Source organism: Providencia sp. PROV268 (genome assembly GCF_028477805.1).
Classification (GTDB): Bacteria; Pseudomonadota; Gammaproteobacteria; order Enterobacterales; family Enterobacteriaceae; genus Providencia; species Providencia stuartii.
Map to the genome: position 1 here is coordinate 187,671 of NZ_JAMPLW010000012.1, position 19,141 is coordinate 206,811.

16 protein-coding genes are annotated in these 19,141 nt (G+C 39.2%); 6 read left to right on the plus strand and 10 right to left on the minus strand.

Features of this window, described 5'->3' with window-relative positions; translation table 11 throughout:
* Positions 1-414 precede the first annotated feature (414 nt).
* On the plus strand, positions 415-1,263 hold the full coding sequence (pdxK, locus tag PR699_RS10770) for a pyridoxine/pyridoxal/pyridoxamine kinase (RefSeq protein ID WP_004919494.1): 849 nt from the start codon (positions 415-417) through the stop codon (positions 1,261-1,263).
* A 79-nt stretch (positions 1,264-1,342) separates the two neighbouring features.
* Here the strand turns inward: pdxK and zwf are convergent, their stop codons facing one another.
* A complete protein-coding gene (zwf, locus tag PR699_RS10775; RefSeq protein WP_004919491.1) occupies positions 1,343-2,818 on the minus strand; it encodes a glucose-6-phosphate dehydrogenase in 1,476 nt (491 codons plus the stop codon).
* A gap of 407 nt (positions 2,819-3,225) precedes the next feature.
* Between zwf and PR699_RS10780 the strand changes: the two genes are divergently transcribed.
* A complete protein-coding gene (locus PR699_RS10780; protein ID WP_004919490.1) occupies positions 3,226-4,071 on the plus strand; it encodes a MurR/RpiR family transcriptional regulator in 846 nt (281 codons plus the stop codon).
* A 263-nt stretch (positions 4,072-4,334) separates the two neighbouring features.
* Positions 4,335-5,777, plus strand: a complete 1,443-nt coding sequence (gene pyk / locus PR699_RS10785; protein WP_004919488.1) for a pyruvate kinase — start codon at positions 4,335-4,337, stop codon at positions 5,775-5,777.
* Between the two features lie 64 nt (positions 5,778-5,841).
* Here pyk and PR699_RS10790 read toward each other — a convergent pair whose 3' ends face one another.
* The 9 genes from PR699_RS10790 to znuA all read right to left on the minus strand — a co-directional run bounded on the left by PR699_RS10790 (position 5,842) and on the right by znuA (position 16,828).
* Complete coding sequence (locus tag PR699_RS10790) at positions 5,842-6,072, minus strand: hypothetical protein (protein WP_036943896.1); 231 nt, start codon at positions 6,070-6,072, stop codon at positions 5,842-5,844.
* Between the two features lie 98 nt (positions 6,073-6,170).
* Positions 6,171-7,190: a fimbrial protein gene (locus tag PR699_RS10795; protein ID WP_014658298.1), complete on the minus strand. Its 1,020-nt coding sequence runs from the start codon at positions 7,188-7,190 to the stop codon at positions 6,171-6,173.
* An 8-nt stretch (positions 7,191-7,198) separates the two neighbouring features.
* The gene (locus tag PR699_RS10800) at positions 7,199-9,688 is read right to left on the minus strand and encodes a fimbria/pilus outer membrane usher protein (RefSeq protein ID WP_014658297.1); all 2,490 of its coding nucleotides are present in this window, start codon (positions 9,686-9,688) and stop codon (positions 7,199-7,201) included.
* An 11-nt stretch (positions 9,689-9,699) separates the two neighbouring features.
* Complete coding sequence (locus tag PR699_RS10805) at positions 9,700-10,362, minus strand: molecular chaperone (protein ID WP_004919478.1); 663 nt, start codon at positions 10,360-10,362, stop codon at positions 9,700-9,702.
* Positions 10,363-10,546: 184 nt separating this feature from the next.
* Positions 10,547-11,077, minus strand: a complete 531-nt coding sequence (locus PR699_RS10810) for a fimbrial protein (RefSeq protein ID WP_014658296.1) — start codon at positions 11,075-11,077, stop codon at positions 10,547-10,549.
* Positions 11,078-11,266: 189 nt separating this feature from the next.
* On the minus strand, positions 11,267-12,130 hold the full coding sequence (locus PR699_RS10815) for a LysR family transcriptional regulator (protein ID WP_040133096.1): 864 nt from the start codon (positions 12,128-12,130) through the stop codon (positions 11,267-11,269).
* Between the two features lie 1,305 nt (positions 12,131-13,435).
* A complete protein-coding gene (lpxM, locus tag PR699_RS10820) occupies positions 13,436-14,410 on the minus strand; it encodes a lauroyl-Kdo(2)-lipid IV(A) myristoyltransferase (RefSeq protein ID WP_014658294.1) in 975 nt (324 codons plus the stop codon).
* Between the two features lie 108 nt (positions 14,411-14,518).
* Positions 14,519-15,841: a murein DD-endopeptidase MepM gene (gene mepM / locus PR699_RS10825; protein WP_154598745.1), complete on the minus strand. Its 1,323-nt coding sequence runs from the start codon at positions 15,839-15,841 to the stop codon at positions 14,519-14,521.
* Between the two features lie 27 nt (positions 15,842-15,868).
* Positions 15,869-16,828 carry a zinc ABC transporter substrate-binding protein ZnuA gene (gene znuA / locus PR699_RS10830; protein ID WP_004919466.1) on the minus strand — a complete coding sequence of 320 codons (960 nt, stop codon included), beginning with the start codon at positions 16,826-16,828 and terminating at the stop codon, positions 15,869-15,871.
* Positions 16,829-16,904: 76 nt separating this feature from the next.
* Here znuA and znuC point away from each other — a divergent pair, with 76 nt between their 5' ends.
* The 3 genes from znuC (at position 16,905) to PR699_RS10845 (ending at position 19,091) form a co-directional block, all read left to right on the plus strand.
* Entirely contained in the window at positions 16,905-17,672 is a 768-nt protein-coding gene (gene znuC, locus PR699_RS10835; protein ID WP_004919464.1) for a zinc ABC transporter ATP-binding protein ZnuC, read from the plus strand.
* A complete protein-coding gene (znuB, locus tag PR699_RS10840; protein WP_014658292.1) occupies positions 17,665-18,450 on the plus strand; it encodes a zinc ABC transporter permease subunit ZnuB in 786 nt (261 codons plus the stop codon). Before znuC ends, znuB begins: the two co-directional genes overlap by 8 nt.
* A gap of 167 nt (positions 18,451-18,617) precedes the next feature.
* Complete coding sequence (locus PR699_RS10845; RefSeq protein WP_004919459.1) at positions 18,618-19,091, plus strand: hypothetical protein; 474 nt, start codon at positions 18,618-18,620, stop codon at positions 19,089-19,091.
* The last annotated feature ends 50 nt before the right edge of the window (positions 19,092-19,141 follow it).

Here is a 19,141-nt window from a genome sequence, read left to right on the forward strand (position 1 = left end):
AGTTCTTCTTTGGGACTTACTGATTTTAATGCTATTCACGCTAAGCATGATATCTCATTCATTTCATCGGATGGACATCCATCCAAGTTACTCCGAACCCTCATATAATTGTTGATTACAGGTTATTTTTATCATGCCAAAAATATTAAGTCAATGAATATAAAAAGCTTTTTTAAATGAATATTTATTGCATAATTATGCAGGAAATAATCAACTAACCTTGACCTATTCTCAAGTTAAACGAATAATCAACCACAAACTTCTCACTAGATAACCATACTTTTTATTGAAAAAAATAAATTTTTCATTGTTTTCTTTTATTACGTAGTCCTATCCATTGTTTATGATTGACTTCAACGGCAAACAGGCATCTTATATTAGCTAACTGCTTAATTTTGGCCGAAAGAGAGATAAATGGACACCTTTAACCTCACCTCTAACAGTTTTCAAAACGATGCAAATGCCACGCCGCTGCCTTATGATGTCATCTCCATCCAGTCGCAAGTTATTTACGGCAGTGTCGGTAACAGTATTGCGGTTCCGGCACTGATGAAGCAAGGGCTAAGGGTCGCTGCTGTACCGACAGTGATTTTAAGCAATACCCCCCATTATGTGACATGTCACGGCGGCGAATTACCGGGTGAATGGTTTCGAGGCTATCTGTCTGGATTAGTTGAGCGCGATTGCCTTGGCAGTGTACGTGCGATCCTAACAGGATATTTAGGCTCTAGAGATAAAGCCCATGATCTTGCACAATGGTTATCAAGTGTACGTCAGTCATACCCTTCTATACCTGTCATTGTCGATCCTGTTATGGGGGATGAAGATAGCGGTTTTTATATTCCCCCAGAAATTGCCGATGTGTATCGCGATGAAGTATTGCCGCTTGCAACAGGTATCATCCCCAATAAATTTGAACTCGCGACACTAAGTGGTCAACAGATAAAGACCCTTGATGATGCAACCCAAGCTGCTCGTTCATTACTAAAAGGCCATACGCAATGGGTGATCATTACCAGTGCATTCCAACCCGATGATGAAAGTATTGAAGTCGTGTGTGTCACTAAACAGGATGTCGCGGTTATTCGCCATAAACGTTACCCTGTCACGCCAAAAGGCACCGGCGATCTATTTGGTGCAGAGTTAACAGCTCAATTACTTGCGGGGCTGTCTGTTCCCGATGCGGCTAAAATGGCTTGTTTACGGATAGAGCAAGGTATTATTCATATGGCGGCGACAGGAAGAAGTGAGTTAGTGCTGTAAGATGCTCTCGCACCACGGATAAAAATAAGGCCAGCTTCCTTCTAGAGCAAGCTGGCCTACGAGATAAATCAACTATAGTTTATTCAAATTCGTTCCAAGAACGCCCATCACGAGTGATCATCGCAACCGATGCGATAGGCCCCCAAGTACCCGCTTGGTACGGTTTAGGGGCTTCATTATCCATAGCCCACGCATCCATAATGGAATCAACAAACTTCCAAGCCTCTTCAACCTCATCACGGCGTACGAACAGCGCTTGAATACCGCGCATTGCTTCAAGCAATAAGCGCTCATAAGCATCCGCAAGGTGTGTTTGATTAAAGGTTTCTGAGAAACTCAAGTCCAGCTTAGTGGTTTGCAAGCGATGTTTGTGATCAAGGCCCGGTGCCTTATTCATGATCTCAATATCAATCCCTTCATCCGGTTGCAGACGAATAGTGAGCTTGTTTTGCGGTAATTCCTGATAACTTTCAGAGAAAATATTCAGTGCTGGCTTTTTAAAATAAACAACAACTTCAGAGCACTTAGCAGGTAAACGCTTACCTGTGCGTAAATAAAAAGGTACTCCCGCCCAGCGCCAATCATCGATGTCAACGCGTAGCGCAACAAAGGTTTCTGTCATACTTTGTTTATTAGCGCCTTCTTCTTCAAGATAACCGGGGACCTTATTACCTTGAACAAAGCCCGCAGTATACTGCCCGCGAACCGCTTTTTCTCTGACATTAGTGTGGTCAATTCGACGTAATGAACGTAACACTTTCACTTTTTCATCACGGATCCGGTCAGTGGTGAGATCAGCAGGTGGCGACATCGCGATCATGGTGAGAATTTGTAATAGGTGGTTTTGCACCATATCGCGCATTTGACCTGCCTGATCAAAATACCCCCAGCGCCCTTCTATACCCACTTCTTCTGCAACGGTGATCTGCACATGGTCAATGGTGCGATTATCCCAGTTGTTGATAAATAATGAGTTAGCAAAACGTAGAGCCAGCAGGTTAAGTACCGTTTCTTTACCGAGGTAATGGTCGATACGATAGACCTGACTTTCATCAAAATATTTCGCTACTTCATTGTTGATTTCTTGAGAAGACGCTAAATCTGTACCTAACGGTTTTTCCATCACAACACGGTTAGGCTGTTTATTTAAACCTGCATGTCCAAGTCCATGGCAAACTGCCCCAAAAGTGCTCGGCGGCATAGCAAAATAGTGGATAGCGGGATGGCAGTCTTGCTTCAACATTTGTGCCAAGCTATCGAAATTTTCGGTTTGATTAACATCCAAATTGCAGAAATCTAAACGCGCACTGAGCCTCTCCCAAAGTACTGGGTCGAGATCTTCTTTTAAAAATTCGCTGAACGCCTTTTCAACAAACTCAACATAATCGCTCTGGCTCCACTGCGCACGCCCTACACCGATGATACGGGTGTCTGGGTGAATGTAGCCTGCTTTCTCCAACTGATAAAGGGATGGAAGCAACTTACGACGAGCGAGGTCTCCTTTGGTGCCGAAAATAATCAAGTCACAGGCTTGAGCAGCATTATTTACCGCCATATTGGTTCTCCTCAATTTGCGGAATTTATTGTAATTTTGTTACAAAATTAGCCAGATGTTCCGCTAATGTACCCTTTTGAGGGTATTCAGTAAATATTGATGATACAGATCACAGTTTTTATGCTGAAAAAAACAGCAAACCTAAACCATGTCATGTTAACTGAATGGTGACAGCATTTGTAATAAAATGACAAAACAGCTAACGAACTTACTGATATGAAAATTAGATACAGCTCATAGTTTTGTAAAAAATTACATCACAAACGCCTCTCATTCAGATAGGTTAGCCATTACCCATAGTATATTCCTTTTATATACACACTGCCTTCAAAACGATATTAATAAAATACAGCGTATCTTTATGGCAGAAAAATTTCTCCTTTTGATGAAATAGGCACTTTCGTTATATGAATATTTTAGAACAAATGAAGAACAGCCTCGATTTTTTAAGTAAATCAGAAAAGAAAGTTGCCGAAGTGATTTTAGGTATGCCACAGCGAGCTATTCATCTTAGCATTGCGAGCCTTGCTCAACTTGCTGATGTGAGTGAACCCACCGTTAACCGGTTTTGCCGTAAAATGGATACCAAAGGGTTTCCTGACTTTAAACTTCGATTGGCGCAAAACCTCGCTAACGGCACCCCTTACGTGAACCGAAATGTTGAAGAGAATGATACGGTTAACACCTATACCCATAAAATTTTCGAATCAGCAATGGCGGGTTTAGATAATGTCAAACATACTTTAGACATTGCGGCCGTTAATCGTGCGGTTGACCTTCTCACTCAAGCAAGAAAAATCAGCTTTTTTGGCTTTGGCGCATCGGCGGCTGTAGCACATGATGCGATGAATAAATTTTTCCGTTTTAATATTCCCGTCATTTATTTCGATGATATTGTCATGCAACGAATGAGTTGTATAAATAGTACTGAGGGGGATGTTATCGTTTTAATCTCGCATACAGGAAGAACGAAAGCCTTAGTTGATATGGCTCGCCTAGCCCGTGATAACGATGCCACTGTGATTGCCATCACCTCAGAAAACTCTCCATTGTCTCAAGTCGCTACCCTTTCAATTATTATTGATGTACCAGAGGATACCGACGTCTATATGCCAATGGTCTCAAGACTTGCTCAACTCACAGTGATCGATGTCCTCACAACGGGTTTTACCTTAAGAAGAGGTGAAAAATTTAGAGATAACTTGAAACGGGTCAAAGAAGCATTACGTGATTCACGGTTTGATAGTGTGTAAACGTTAAAAAGTATTCTTTTCTTGCTGTGGGCTTTAATAGTTTTACAGACCTGATAGCATAAACGAATTAGCAGTATATAATAGCTGTGCTCGTGTCAGCATGACGACTTGTCGTAAAAAGGTCTCGAAAATACGCTAAATGATTCAAGTTGTATGTCGACATAATATGATAGGGGCTTACGCCACGAGCACTACATACCGCTTGAAGTATGAAAAGATTTCACTCAATAAATCAACACCATTACAGGTCAACGGAGTAATACATGACTAGACGGCTTAGAAGAACTAAAATTGTTACTACCCTAGGTCCAGCTACCGATCGTGATAATAACCTTGAAAAGATTATTAACGCCGGCGCCAACGTTGTACGCCTAAACTTCTCTCACGGAACTCCAGAAGACCATATTCTTCGTGCTAACAAAGTGCGTGAAATCGCAGCTCGTTTAGGTCGCCATGTTGCGATCCTTGGCGATTTACAAGGCCCTAAAATACGTGTTTCTACGTTTAAAGATGGCAAAGTATTCTTAAATGTTGGTGATAAATTTATCCTTGATGCCACTCTCGGCAAAGGTGAAGGTGACCAACAAAAAGTGGGGATTGATTATAAAGGTTTACCTGCTGATGTTGTACCTGGTGACATTTTATTGCTTGATGATGGTCGTGTACAACTGAAAGTCCGTGAAGTCCAAGGCTTACAAGTTTTCACTGAAGTAACCGTTGGCGGTCAACTCTCCAATAATAAAGGCATCAACAAACTTGGTGGTGGTTTATCGGCTGAAGCACTAACCGATAAAGACAAAGAAGATATCATCACCGCCGCTAAAATCGGTGTCGATTACCTTGCCGTTTCCTTCCCTCGTTCAGGCGAAGATTTAAATTATGCGCGCCGTTTGGCTCGTGATGCAGGCTGTGAATGCCAAATCGTCGCGAAAGTAGAGCGCGCTGAAGCTGTGGCAACCGATGAAATTATGGATGAAGTTATCCTTGCATCGGATGTTGTCATGGTTGCTCGCGGTGATTTAGGCGTTGAAATCGGTGACCCAGAATTAGTTGCGGTACAAAAGAAACTGATCCGCCGTTCACGTCAGCTCAACCGAGTAGTGATCACCGCAACTCAAATGATGGAGTCAATGATCACAAATCCAATGCCGACTCGTGCTGAAGTGATGGATGTCGCTAACGCCGTTCTAGATGGTACAGACGCCGTTATGCTATCAGCAGAAACCGCTGCGGGGCAATACCCAGCTGAAACTGTTGCTGCCATGGCACAAGTCTGTTTAGGGGCTGAAAAAATGCCTGGACTGAATGTCTCCAAGCACCGCTTAGATGCCGAGTTTGATTCACCTGAAGAAGCTATCGCGATGTCAACGATGTACGCTGCTAACCACCTGAAAGGGGTCAAAGCCATTATCGCGATGACTGAATCAGGCCGTACTGCTCGTATGATGTCACGTATCAGTTCTGGCTTACCTATTTTCGCTATGTCGCGCCATGAAAAAACACTCAATCAGTCTTCACTGTACCGTGGTGTTACACCTGTTTTCTGTAGCACTCACACCGATGGTATTGCGGCTGCGAATGAAGCTATCACACGCCTACGTGATAATGGTTATTTAATGACTGGAGATCTCGTTCTCGTTACTCAAGGTGACTTGATGGGCACAATTGGTAGTACGAATACTTGCCGTATTTTGGAAGTCGAATAAATCAATATTGGTGTAAAGGGAGCATTTGCTCCCTTTTTCAATCGATATAGATAATGCTGTATGCTTATTTAGAGTGAGTCATTTTCCAATTATTAAATACAGCAGCAATCACCGAAGCTATTTTGTCATAGTTTTCCCAAGAATTTTCAACATGGTATACTGATGGCAATGCTTGTGCTAAAACACGATGATAGTCATCAAAATAGCTCCCATTCTCTGTTGAATAATAAAATTCAGTAAATGCCAATCCATTCGGTCCAATGCCACCAAGTTCTCCTACGTTCGTCTTTGGCATCACTAAAATAAAAATAAGCACAACATTGTAATAAATATTGTGCTCATCATAATTTATATTGAATAGTTACCGTTTAATCTGTCCGATTTTTCTGGGAATCAATGATATTGCAAATTAAACTGTAACGTTCCATTAGCTTGGCCAGCTTGTGTATCATTCGAAGTTTGAATATACGCTGCTTGTAATGGAATACTATAATTTTCCGACGATACATTTTTTTCTTCGATCGTCATCATTTGATTTATTTTAATGGGGTCATTTTTATACTTAACTTGTATACCATACCCTTTCGCAGTATTGACGTCTGTTGGATTATTTAATGCGATTGTTCCGGGTGTCATACTATTATTGACAGGTGTTCCAGTAAAGGTGATTTTTATGGGTGACACGGGGTCACAACTAAGGTTGATTTGAAAATCTTTCACGCTATTTGGGCTAACACTCCCTACCCCTGAAAAACTCGATTTATCAATCTTATTAAAAGGCACAAGAATATTTTTATTCAGCACTTCACAACCTGTCGAAATAATATTAACCGGCCCTATACTAACCTTAGGCTCCATATTACCGTAGCTATCCGATGTTTGAAATCCATTATTATAAATAATTAACATCGCCGCTCGGCTAGCAGGTAGTACTTGCGTTTTTACGTTATCTTTGAGCTTATAAAAAACAAGTTTTAAAGAAACGGTATACACACCTGAACTCTGGGTAGTGCTACAGATCATCCTATTCGCATTATTTCCATCAATGGTATTAATTCCATCAACATAAGCACTACCTGTGCAAGGTGTTGACACTGTCCCATGTAGCGCATAGCCCACACCAGAATTATTAATTTCTTTAATGTATCTGTTATTATAATATTGTTTACTGCCATACGTTTCAGGTAAATAAATTCCCACTTGAACTTCGTCTGTTATGTTACTCCAACTCCAAGCGGTATAGCTTCCTAAATCAATAGTTCCGACTTCTGATCCAATTGGTGCTGTTCTTGAAACATAAATAGGTTCATTCACTGTATGAGATAATTCATTAAATAATGCTCTAAATTCGGCTAAAGCGGATTGTGAAAATAGAAGCGTCGAAATACCCCCAATTAAAAATAATTTATTCATGTCTGCTCCTATTGGCAAATTCGCTCAATAAATTGAATTTTGTCGTTACTTAAATCAAGCTGAAGTGGCAGTTCACACTGCTGATCCGCATGACTTCCCCATTTGACAACAATACGACTCTGTTCAGGTACACCACTTAAATAGACTTCACCATCATTAGCGACAATACCTGTTGTAACTTCTTCTTTATCAACTAAAACAGACACTTGTGCTCCAAATGGAATGAGTTGATCATGGTGAGTTAATTTAAGCATGACTCTCGCACCACGTTTACCTTTAAAGTCGGCTAATACGATAGCACCACGAGTTGGTACAACTGTTGTCGTGCTTAACCCAACATCGTTATTTCCTGTTAATGTTGAAGGGTCAACGCTGATCTTATTCCTTTCATAACGTGTAGCACTCGGTACAACAGCATATCCCCAAGAGTTAGTATAAAGCGACTGCGCATTATTGACCTTCAGGTCATTAATATCATTGGCTTTGACTAAAACCGCAGAGTCATAAATCGCTCGAGCTGGGGTGATACCACCAGAGTGTAATAGTAACGCGCCAGTTGCCCCGATATTAGCGGACTGATAACGTGGGTCATAACTATAGCCCCCGTTATACTCTCCTGATGAAACAATATAATTACCACTCACCGAACCGCTATTTTCATGTCGGCTATGGTTATAGTTTTGCGTGATATCAAATTGCAAATTGTTATCTTCTAAACGTGTACCACTCACACTGACCGAACTAATCGAATCACCATTCTGGCTAGTATTGTAACGATAATTGACCCAGTTATTTTTTTGTCCAAGCGTAAATGGAACACTAAAATTGATAGATAACATTTCGTTTTTACTGTTAGTATGTTCCTGCTTAGTATAAGAGTAAGAAATACCATAGTTTATTTGTCGATAATTAGAGTTAAAGCCTACGGTTAAATTTTTATCGACGCCGCTTCTATCCCAATAATATTGTTGATAACCATTAATGGATAAATAACCAATATCTTTTAATGACTGAGAAATAGAAGCTTGGAACTGCTGTTTCTTTCTTCCGCTCTCATAAGGGTCATTATTTGATGCAGAAAAATCGTAATATTCTTTTGTCGAATAGCGATAAGATGCAAGAGAAAATGACGTACCTGTTCCTGGCATATATTTCGAATATTGCACTCGATAGGACTGACCTTGCGCATTCGTTTTATCAAGTAGTTCTGTTTTAGATTGGGTCACATCGGCTGAAATTGCCCCAATACTCCCCAAGTTGATCCCTGTCCCTGCGGTATAAGCTTGGTAGTCCTTTGATAAAATAAAACCACCATAAACCGACAAGTTATAAGGCAAACCATAAATAGCAGAGGCTTGCGCAAAATTAGGTTTCCGAAGCGCGTTATCAACATTGTATTTACCAATATCAATGCTGTATTTTAATGATCCCGCTCGCTGCATCATAGGAACGGCAGAAAAAGGTTGAATAAACGAACGGATCGTTCCATTTGCTTCTTCTATTTGTACATCCAAATCACCACTATATGACGTAGGATAAAGGTCATTTATTTCAAACTCGCCGGGTGGTACTGTCGTTTGATAAATCACGCTACCATTTTGGCGGATCGTCACAACAGCATTCGTTTGAGCAATGCCTTTAACTACCGGCGCAAACCCACGTTGACTTTGCGGTAACATACTTTCATCGGAGGCTAGCTTTACGCCTCGATAAGGGTTACTTTCCATAACACCGTTATCCGATGCTGTTTCACCAATCGTTAAGTGACTTTTTAATGGACGAATATCCCTTTCCACATAAGTTTGTAGATTATTCCAATCCGTTTTCCCTGAAGTCCGGCTATAAGTACTGTGGTTTCTCAATCGCCACACATCAAAATTAATACCGCTGCGTAAGCCAATAAATGTGTTATTGGTATCGTCACGATCTTTATACCAATTTTGGCTGTGTCGGATATTATAATTTACGAAGGCGACATTAATACCATCATCCCACTCTTTAGGATCAACGTAACCGCGGCTATAATTATCTAACCCTATTTGAGGAATACTGATATTAAGGCGACCATTCCCAAAATCATATTTGTAGAACGCTCCGGGTATAGTCGCGGCGATATCAGTGATTGCTTGATCATCTTTTGCATCGCTAAAGGCTTGGCTCGCGGTATTTTTAACCCCCCAGCTTAATAGCATCTTCTTTGCTATTTCAGGAACAAGCTTTTTATTTTGCTTATCAAAGATAAAGCGTAAATCTTGTTCATCAACAAATTTGTTATTAATATAAATAGCGACATGATAAGTTCCGGGTAGCTGCCCTCCCGAATATGACAGATAATCTAAATTATTTACATCCGCAACGTGGCTTTCAATCCCTGTATTGATTGCATTAATGTCAAAAACATCATCTGCTTTAGTATTGTTAGAATATAATATAATACTGACTGCAATAAAAACTTTTGAGTGGTATAAACTTTTATTTTTAAAACATGAGGCAGACATTTTTTATACTCTTATTTAGATGTTTTATCAATAATCGCGCCATAGTCATTAATAAATTTAACAACAACTTTTTGATTATTATTTATGCTGTGTTTAACAATGTATTCTTTTGTATGAGGGTAAACGAGATCACCGCCTTGGATGTTTTTCCCGTCCACCAATATATCCCTAACTGATAAATGATAGGGAGTATCGTTATTAATAATAATACCGTCAGGTTTTTTGATAATTTCAACTTTATTAAAGTCAAATGGAACAATATCTTTTGATCTTAAAAATAGTTTAAACTGAGAATTGATAACAATCTGTAATTGATTTTCAATTTTAACGTCTTTAGGTGGTATTGATTTTACATTAAGCAAATATAATTTTTCTTGGTTTGAACCAATAGGTTCACCTACATAAGAAATACGTGCAGCAGCATTACTATCTGGCTCGATGCGAAATAATGGTGGCGTTGCAATAAATGGTGTTTTTCCTTCACCTTCAAATGGACTTACCCAAGTTTGAATAAGGAATGGCTTTTCTTTATCACTATTAAAAATAGGGATATCAATTTCACGTTTATTTTCTTGATAGATAAAACGAGTTCCTCCCACACTGACACCCGCCGCAGAAGCAAAATGAGAAATAGAAAATAAAAGAAAAACTGCTGAAAAAATTATTTTTTTCATAATTCGGCCATTTTATTTATTAAAAATGAGAGGGTAACAGCGTTACCCTCTATACACACTATATTCAAATTGCCTCATGATTGACGTGCACCATCCCCTCCAAGAGGCATTAAATAACGATGCTTCTTAGAATATGTAGGTCTGTCTTTTAGATGCAACTCAAATTATTTAGGGTATATATTTATTATTGATATTGAATGCTATAGACAGCCGTACCATCTGCCTTACCAGCAGTTGCAGCACCTGTTGCTTTATAGCGAGCTACGTAATTCAATTCTACTGAATCACCTGCTGCATTCTTAAATTCAACTAATTTTGAGTCTTCAAATAGTTTAATTTGTGTTGTCGCATCCTTTTCAAATAAAGCAATACCTACTTTGGTTGCGTGACCCCCAGCTTGTGCTATTTGTAAAATATCGCGGTCATCGTTATCACGAGAGCCACCAAATCTTACTGCCACTTTAGCATTTTCAGGGCAATCGATGAGTTTAATAGTAAAATCTTTTAAACCAGCAATTTGCCCTGCTGCTGCTAAACTTTTCACTGACACTTTACCAAGGTCAACCGTTAAGTTTTGAGAGCTACTATCTACTGCACAAGCTGAATCAGTTATTTCACCAGTAAAGTCAATTGTTCCTGAAGCAAAAACAGCTGGAGCGGTTGTTACAGCTAAAGCCACCCCTAAAGCAGTTAGGGATTTTTTTAGAATACTCATATCGATTCCTATAATTAGATATTCTGATGTTAATTGCCACAGCACTAATAAATATTTACTCAGTGCATGAGTGCAAGCGAAATATAGCATCACAATTTAATTTAGTTAATATCTTGTTACATTGAATTTTTTGTTATTATATCGAAACACTTAATGTTTATTTTTGATTACTCATTTAATGATTAACGTTTATTTAATCTCAGTTAACTCTAAATGGTTTATAAATTCACCTAAAACATCTTGCACCAATGAATTTTTATTCACATACATATAAAAATCATAGTAAATATTTTTATTGGCAATTTTTAGCTGTTTTAGTGAATGATTATTCAACTGGTTTTTTATTAGATTTTTAGGCAACCATGTATAGCCCGTTCCATTTTCGACAAGTTTAATAACTGTTTCTAGTGATGCAGCGCTGATAGTTTGTGCACTTTTAACGGTATCTTCCAATGAAGGATCAAGAACAACTTTTGTATATTTAGATAGATAATCCAATAAGTTAGATTCTTCAATACTCTGTAATATATGGTCAGGTGAAGTCACAATAACAGATTCAACCGTTTCTAAAAAAATAGGATTTAAAGTCTCAACATGCTGATCTGTAATCAAAATATCATAATCTTTTAAAGCAAACACATCTGATTTAGATATGTTTTGTTTGATTATATCAATGTCATAATCTTTATGCCTTTTAATAAAATTAGCCACTTTATCTAAAAGATTATCTGTGTGATAAAGCGTGTCTATCACGAGTTTAATCTTTATATTGCATTTACTATTCAGTAATTTAGCTTTTGTTTCCAATAATATCGCTTTATTCGTTAACTCCCGAGATAACGCTAATAACATTTCACCTTTCGGTGTTAAAACAGCGCGTCTTTTTTCTAATGAAAAGATTTCAATTTCTAGTGTTTGTTCAAGTTTGCTGATTGTATAACTAATAGCGGATTGAGTCCGATGTAATACTTCAGCGGCTTGTGCAAATCCCCCGCAATCTACAACAGCTTGCAAGGTAATCCATTGGTCCAATGTCGTTCTCGTTTTTTCCATAGCGTCTCCAAATAGAGTTTTGGACTCAATTTTTATTATTTAATAAAAATATAGCAACATATTTCATCACCGTTAATAGGTATATGCACTTACAGATCATTTTGTCATCATTAGTTAAATATTATTTAAGTCTGTATGTTTTTTAGTACAAATTTCATCTTAGTTAAAAAGAATCTCTTTTTTGGGCTTTATTAATTTAAACTTACTCTTATTTCTTCCATCATTTAATCATCAGTAAAAATAAAATATACAATAAATTTATTGCCATTTATTTTATATTTAAAACATAAAAACTATTCGTTAATATAGCGTTTTGTCTTAGCGTTAAATCATTAAAAAAATCCCAGCGTAATTTAAATTAATTAATTATTTTATTAATAAATATTTGGTATGATGTTTAACTTTAAATTAAATTATGATTTAACATTTAATGTTCTCGTCAAATGCTTGCAAATTTATGGCTCGTTAAACACCTATTGAGAGTAAAGAAAATCAGGATATTAATCTAATAATTTTTTGTTATTGATTAGCAAATGTGGGGTTCTAGGGGGGAATGGCAGACAATATGACCTTTTTAATTAATACTTATTTCATCAAAATTTTATCAAACTAGTGCTCTATTAGATTAATCTTATTACTGTTCCAATAAGTTAACGGTTAACTATAGTGAGTTTATGAAAAAGAGAAAAAACTTATATTTCCATTATCATTCATCAATACACACGACTCTTTAGTTACAAAGAAAAATAACGCAAATGTATGAGCATCTCAATGCAACCTTCCACCTCTGATTGCCTATTTTTACTCTGACAAATACGCTCTATCAACTAAACTCACATTATCTGCATTACAACAATTTATATCATTTCATAAAAATAACCTTTTACGTGTATTTCATTTACCATATAATTGATATTAACTATTGATAAGGATTTTTGACCTTTCCGCTCGATAAAAGGCTTCGTTTTATGCAGTTAAGCAGTTATAACCTTACAAAAAATAAGTTATAAATAAACCCCAGAAATATATAATTCACTTATTTATCATGGTGTTATAAAACATTTGATATAAGGCAAATCGATAAAATAGCGATCATAAATAAAGTATAAAAGAGAAAAATAAATATCTTTTTTTCTATTCACTTCTCAATTAACTAAATTATTATCATAATTAGCCAATCAATAAAAGATTGGTAATTCTTAGGTAAGGCATTCCCCAAATATAAAAAAAGCACCTCTAACATAACAATTCAGTCGAGGTGCTATTCATAGAAAATATAATTATTTAAGTGAATTGAGCGTAAAACTATCGATATAGATCATCACGTTGATAGGGTTCAATTTCATCCCCCTTCCGTGTTTTCAATAACTTAAGTATCCAAGTATATTGTTCAGGATTTGGACCGACGAGATATTCCAGCTCTTCATTCATCCTTCTTGCAATATATTCATCATCCTGCCCATCAATATCATCCATAGGCTCACGGATATAAATATGCAGTTGATGAGTACGATGATCATACACCGGAAACAGAGGCACAATTTTCGCTTTACATACCTTCATTAGGCGGCCCACAGCAGGCAATGTTGCTTTATAAGTCGCAAAAAAATCGACAAATTCACTATGCTCTTCGCCGTGATCTTGGTCGGGAAGATAAAACCCCCAATATCCCTGCCGTACAGAAGCAATGAAAGGTTTAATTCCTGCTTCTCGAGAGTGTAGGCGACCACCAAAGTGGTAACGTGCTTTATTCCATAAATAATCTGCTACTGGGTTTTTTTGGTGGTGAAACATCGCCGCCATTTTATAGCCTTTTGCAGCAAGTAACATGGCTGGAGCATCTACAGCCCACCCATGTGGCACCATAAAAATAACATTACTGCCTTGTTGCTTTAAGTTATCAATAATCTCTTGGTTATGCCAATGTGTTCTTGCTAACGTTTTATCAGCGCCACGAATACATAACTCTGCAAGCATCACAAACGATTGAGGTGCAGTTTCAAACATTCTATCCACTAATTGATCCCTTTCCTGCTCGGTAAGATCAGGAAAGCAATATAATAGATTTATCTTTGCGCGGCGCCTTGCGCTTTTTGCCAATTTTCCTACCCATTTCCCCACTTTTGCCAGCATGGGGTCACGAATTTTAACAGGAATATAGGCTAAAGCGGCAAAAACGCCAGCCCCAGCCCAAACTCCCCAGTATTTAGGATGTAAATAGGATTTATGAAAGGTTGGCACATAGCCTAATTTACTGTCGGTATCTTTATCTTTATTCATAATGTACCTAAAAGAACTGTTCGCGCTCTTTTATAGCTTAAAATGATAATAAGTGAAAGCGTTACAAAGAAAGCTGGCAGATACACTGTACCTGCCAGTAATGAAGAGTTAATTGAGTTTTAACTGTGGTTTAGTTTCTTTAACCATGGCTAAGTACTCTTTACGTTCTTTACCAGTTAAACCACCTGAACTCGGTAATTTCGCTGTCAATGGATTAACCGCTTGTTGGTTGACCCACATTTCAAAATGCAGATGTGGTCCTGTTGAGCGCCCTGTATTACCAGAAAGTGCAATACGATCACCCCGTTTAACTTTTTGCCCTGGCTTCACCAGTAATTGGCGTAAATGCATGTAGCGCGTGGTGTACTGACGCCCATGACGAATCGCGATAAAGTTCCCCGCGGCTCCGCTATATTTCGACACAATCACTTCACCATCACCTACTGCAAGCACTGGGGTACCCACTGGCATTGCAAAATCCACCCCTTTATGCGGTGCTACACGCCCTGTTACTGGGTTAACTCGACGTGGGTTAAACTGTGATGATACTCGGAACTGCTTGGCTGTTGGGAAACGCAGGAAACCTCTTTCTAAACCATTACCTTCGCTATCGTAATATTTACCATCTTCAGCACGGAAAGCATAATAGTCCTTCCCACCACTACGTAGACGAACACCGATCAACTGGCTTTGTTCACTACGTCCATTAAGCATTTCACGGCTCATTAACACGGTGAACTTATCGCCTTTTTTCAGTTTACGGAAATCAATTTGCCATTGAAGTGCTTTTATCACTTCACGGCCTTCACTGCGTGTTAAACCTGCTTGGCTGGCACTTTGCGCAAAACTGCCGTTTACCACCCCCGCAAGGACGCTATTTGTCCATTCACCTGAACGGATCTCTTTCTTTTCTTCAAATTTATTTGTGCTACCAACACGGGTGTACACACGGGTCTCACGACGAGAAACTTCCCATGTTAAAGTGTCGAGCTCCCCCTGATCGGTCAGGCTCCAGTTTAGCGTTTGACCAATTTTTAGATTACGCAATGCTTTATGTTGATTAGCTAACGTCGCCACATCACCTGATTCAATACCGAATTGAGTCAGTATGCTAGTGAGGTTGTCGCCGCTTGCAACAACATATTCATGGGGGATTGGCGCACCATCCGTTTCACCGTCAGTGCTATCAGCGACGCCTTCATCAGGAAGTTGCTCGCTACTATCTTGAATAATATCATCAGTTGCATCAGTCAAAGGTACAAATGCAAGAGGAATAACGGTATCGACTGAACCTTCAGTATCTGTGTTAGTTGATGGTAAATGCGCTGGCCGCCAAATCGCGACGGCCAATGTTGCTACTGTTAATGTTCCTAACATTATTTTGTGAGACTTGGACAGGCTACCGTAAACCTGCGCAAGCCCTTTAGCCATTTGCTGCACTAAACAATTCCTTCTTGTTTAATTCAGGCAGCTCGCGTATTGCTTAGACAGTTGCGTTAAAAACTGCATATAGCTATCTGGTCCTATTTCCAGCCCGCTACCTAGCGGGTCGAGAGTTCCCATTTTGACTCCCGTATTTTTTGCTACGCTCTCTATGACGGCTGGCCTGAATTGGGGTTCAGCAAAAACACATTGTGCTTTATGCTCAACCAATTGAGTTCGTATTTTATGTAATTTCTGTGCACCAGGCTGAATTTCCGGGTTTATCGTAAAATGCCCCAAAGGAGCCAACCGATAGTGTTTTTCAAAGTAGCCGTAGGCATCGTGAAAAACAAAATAGCCCTTGTTTTTGGCTGGTTCTAAAATATTAACAATTTTCTTATCGTTTTGCGTCATTTTTTCATTGAATTTACGAAGGTTTACGTCCAGCTTATCTTTTTGGTCAGGATAAAGCACTACTAAACGATCGTGAATGTCTAACGCAGCCTGTTTTGCAATCTCGGGCGACAGCCAAATATGCATATTATACTCACCGTGGTGGTGATGTTCGTGATCCTCATCATGATTAGCTTCATCACCCTGTTCATGGTCATGCGCCTCTTCCTCATCCCCTTTCATCAGCAAGGGAATAATATTTGCTTGTTCTGCCAGCGCCAGACGTTTATCCTGTGGTAACGTCTTGAGTGGCTTATCTAAAAACATCTCCATATCGGGGCCTACCCAAACAAAAAGATCTGCCTGTTTAATTTTCCTCAAATCAGAAGGTTTAAGCGCATAATCATGGGGTGATGCACCATCTGGCAGCAAGACCTGAGTATCAGTCACACCATCAGCGATACCCGCGGCAATAAAGGCAAGTGGGCGAATAGAGGTCACAACATCCGCCTTTGCCGCAGTGACCAACGTTGTGCTAAGGACAGATGCCGCAACGGCGCCTAAAATAAATTGTCGGGCATTGAATTGAGATTTATGTATCATAGACGTCTTTTTCCGTGATTTTAATTTTGAAATGTTATAATATAACACAACATGAATTCTGCAAGATGTTTTTCACATGCAACCATTACTGAATTTAAATAAAATTTCCGTTTCTTTTGGCGAGAAACAGGTGCTCAAAGACGTCAGCTTTACCTTAAATAAAGGCGATATTGTCACTTTGTTAGGCCCTAATGGCGCGGGCAAATCGACAATTGTTCGGGTCGTGCTAGGACTGTTAGCGCCGACTACAGGTATCATTGAGCGAGCCGCTTCACTGTCTATTGGCTATGTTCCACAAAAATTACATTTAGACGCCACCTTACCATTAACCGTAAAGCGTTTTTTAATGCTAAAACCTGCTGTTCGTTCAGACCAACTGTTACCTGCTCTTGAACGTGTTAAAGCCGCCCATTTATTGACACAGCCAATGCAGAAACTATCTGGTGGCGAAACACAGCGTGTGTTATTAGCACGTGCTTTATTGAATAAGCCCGACCTTTTGGTTCTGGATGAACCCGCTCAAGGGGTTGATGTGAATGGGCAAGTCGCACTTTATGACTTAATTAACCAATTACGCACAGAGCTTGGTTGTGCCGTACTTATGGTGTCTCACGACCTGCATTTAGTCATGGCGAAAACGGATAAAGTATTATGTATTAATGGGCATATTTGCTGTTCAGGTACACCCGATGTTGTATCGAACCACCCTGAGTTTGTTGCGATGTTTGGCTATCGTGGCGCATCACAACTCGGCGTTTATCGCCACCATCATAACCATCAACATGATTTAGAAGGTAACGTTGTGGCTCCTCATATTCATAATAAGGAGTGCCGTCATGATTGAGTTACTGTTACCCGGTTGGATTGCGGGGATGTTATTGGCGATTGCTGCCGGCCCGTTAGGATCCTTTGTGGTATGGCGTCGCATGTCTTATTTTGGGGATACCCTTGCACACGCTTCTTTATTAGGTGTGGCATTTGGCCTATTGCTGAATATCAACCCATTCTATGCCGTAATTGCTGTCACTTTGCTGCTGTCTTTGATTTTAGTGTGGTTAGAACGACGCCCTCAGCTGGCTGTTGACACCTTATTAGGCATTATGGCTCACAGTGCCTTATCCCTCGGCCTCGTCGTTGTCAGCTTAATGGCCAATGTGCGTGTTGACCTAATGGCATACTTATTCGGGGATCTCCTTTCGGTTAATTACGAGGATATTATCACTATCTTTATTGGTGTGATTGTAGTCTGCGGCTTACTTTGCTGGCGCTGGCGGGCGCTGCTTTCCATGACGGTTAACCAAGAGCTCGCTTTTGTTGATGGTGTCAATATTCAACGCCTACGTCTGCTACTGATGTTAGTCACTGCATTGACCATTGGGATCGCAATGAAATTTGTCGGTGCGCTAATTATTACATCTTTATTAATTATCCCTGCCGCCACAGCACGCCGTTTCGCTAAAACACCAGAGCAAATGGCACTGATCGCGATTTTAATTGGTATGTTATCGGTGACAGGAGGTCTCACATTCTCCGCGTTTTACGATACGCCAGCCGGCCCTTCAGTGGTCTTAACCGCTGCAATCTTGTTTGCCTTTAGCTTATTAGTCAAAACGAAAAATTAATACCGACTGAGGCTTTTCTCTTACCGCTCAATAAGTGATACCCCATTGAGCGGTTTTATTTTATATCAACTTCACACTTTTGCTATTTTCAGTCTTAACCATCTCGTTAATTAAAATAAAAAATAAATACTTAATACTCTAATAATATTAAGTATCAAGGTATCGAAATGAATAAAACATTACTTGGGATGGTTATAATTGGGGTATCTGCAACACCAGTGATGGCCGCAGAATTTACCTGCCAACTGGAGAATAAAAAGTATGTTAGCGTGATAGTCGACCCGGGGAAAACACCACAATATCGATACGGAACTTTGGCTAAGCCAGAGATAACCTTACCGCTTAATGAAAAAGGAGCGAGAAATATTTTTGTTGGGCAAGGACATTTTATTGCTGGTGAATCTCTATATATTCGTTTTCAAAATGGCCCATACAGCTATTTGTTGTATCAAGGCGAGGGGCGCGGCTGGGCATTTAAGGGATTAGCTGTTTATAAAAATAACAAGTTAATCAATAAGAAAGAGTGCCAAAATTGGAATTCATTTGATTTATACGACATTTTAAATTATCAGATTCGTACAGATCCAGCATTAGAATTATATGATTCCCCTTACTCATTTGATCCTAATTCAAATGAGTAAATGATCGTGTAGCATCATATTCCCCCTTTATTTTTCCTATCCGTAAAGGG

What these genes read in the sequence shown, in the direction of transcription:
- zwf (WP_004919491.1), bottom strand. Translation starts at nt 2,818, where the DNA reads ATGGCGGTAAATAATGCTGCTCAAGCCTGTGACTTGATTATTTTCGGC.
- PR699_RS10790 (WP_036943896.1), bottom strand. Translation starts at nt 6,072, where the DNA reads ATGCCAAAGACGAACGTAGGAGAACTTGGTGGCATTGGACCGAATGGA.
- PR699_RS10815 (WP_040133096.1), bottom strand. Translation starts at nt 12,130, where the DNA reads ATGGAAAAAACGAGAACGACATTGGACCAATGGATTACCTTGCAAGCT.
- PR699_RS10800 (WP_014658297.1), bottom strand. Translation starts at nt 9,688, where the DNA reads ATGTCTGCCTCATGTTTTAAAAATAAAAGTTTATACCACTCAAAAGTT.
- PR699_RS10810 (WP_014658296.1), bottom strand. Translation starts at nt 11,077, where the DNA reads ATGAGTATTCTAAAAAAATCCCTAACTGCTTTAGGGGTGGCTTTAGCT.
- znuB (WP_014658292.1), top strand. Translation starts at nt 17,665, where the DNA reads ATGATTGAGTTACTGTTACCCGGTTGGATTGCGGGGATGTTATTGGCG.
- lpxM (WP_014658294.1), bottom strand. Translation starts at nt 14,410, where the DNA reads ATGAATAAAGATAAAGATACCGACAGTAAATTAGGCTATGTGCCAACC.
- pdxK (WP_004919494.1), top strand. Translation starts at nt 415, where the DNA reads ATGGACACCTTTAACCTCACCTCTAACAGTTTTCAAAACGATGCAAAT.
- znuA (WP_004919466.1), bottom strand. Translation starts at nt 16,828, where the DNA reads ATGATACATAAATCTCAATTCAATGCCCGACAATTTATTTTAGGCGCC.
- mepM (WP_154598745.1), bottom strand. Translation starts at nt 15,841, where the DNA reads ATGGCTAAAGGGCTTGCGCAGGTTTACGGTAGCCTGTCCAAGTCTCAC.
- PR699_RS10845 (WP_004919459.1), top strand. Translation starts at nt 18,618, where the DNA reads ATGAATAAAACATTACTTGGGATGGTTATAATTGGGGTATCTGCAACA.
- PR699_RS10780 (WP_004919490.1), top strand. Translation starts at nt 3,226, where the DNA reads ATGAATATTTTAGAACAAATGAAGAACAGCCTCGATTTTTTAAGTAAA.
- PR699_RS10805 (WP_004919478.1), bottom strand. Translation starts at nt 10,362, where the DNA reads ATGAAAAAAATAATTTTTTCAGCAGTTTTTCTTTTATTTTCTATTTCT.
- znuC (WP_004919464.1), top strand. Translation starts at nt 16,905, where the DNA reads ATGCAACCATTACTGAATTTAAATAAAATTTCCGTTTCTTTTGGCGAG.
- PR699_RS10795 (WP_014658298.1), bottom strand. Translation starts at nt 7,190, where the DNA reads ATGAATAAATTATTTTTAATTGGGGGTATTTCGACGCTTCTATTTTCA.
- pyk (WP_004919488.1), top strand. Translation starts at nt 4,335, where the DNA reads ATGACTAGACGGCTTAGAAGAACTAAAATTGTTACTACCCTAGGTCCA.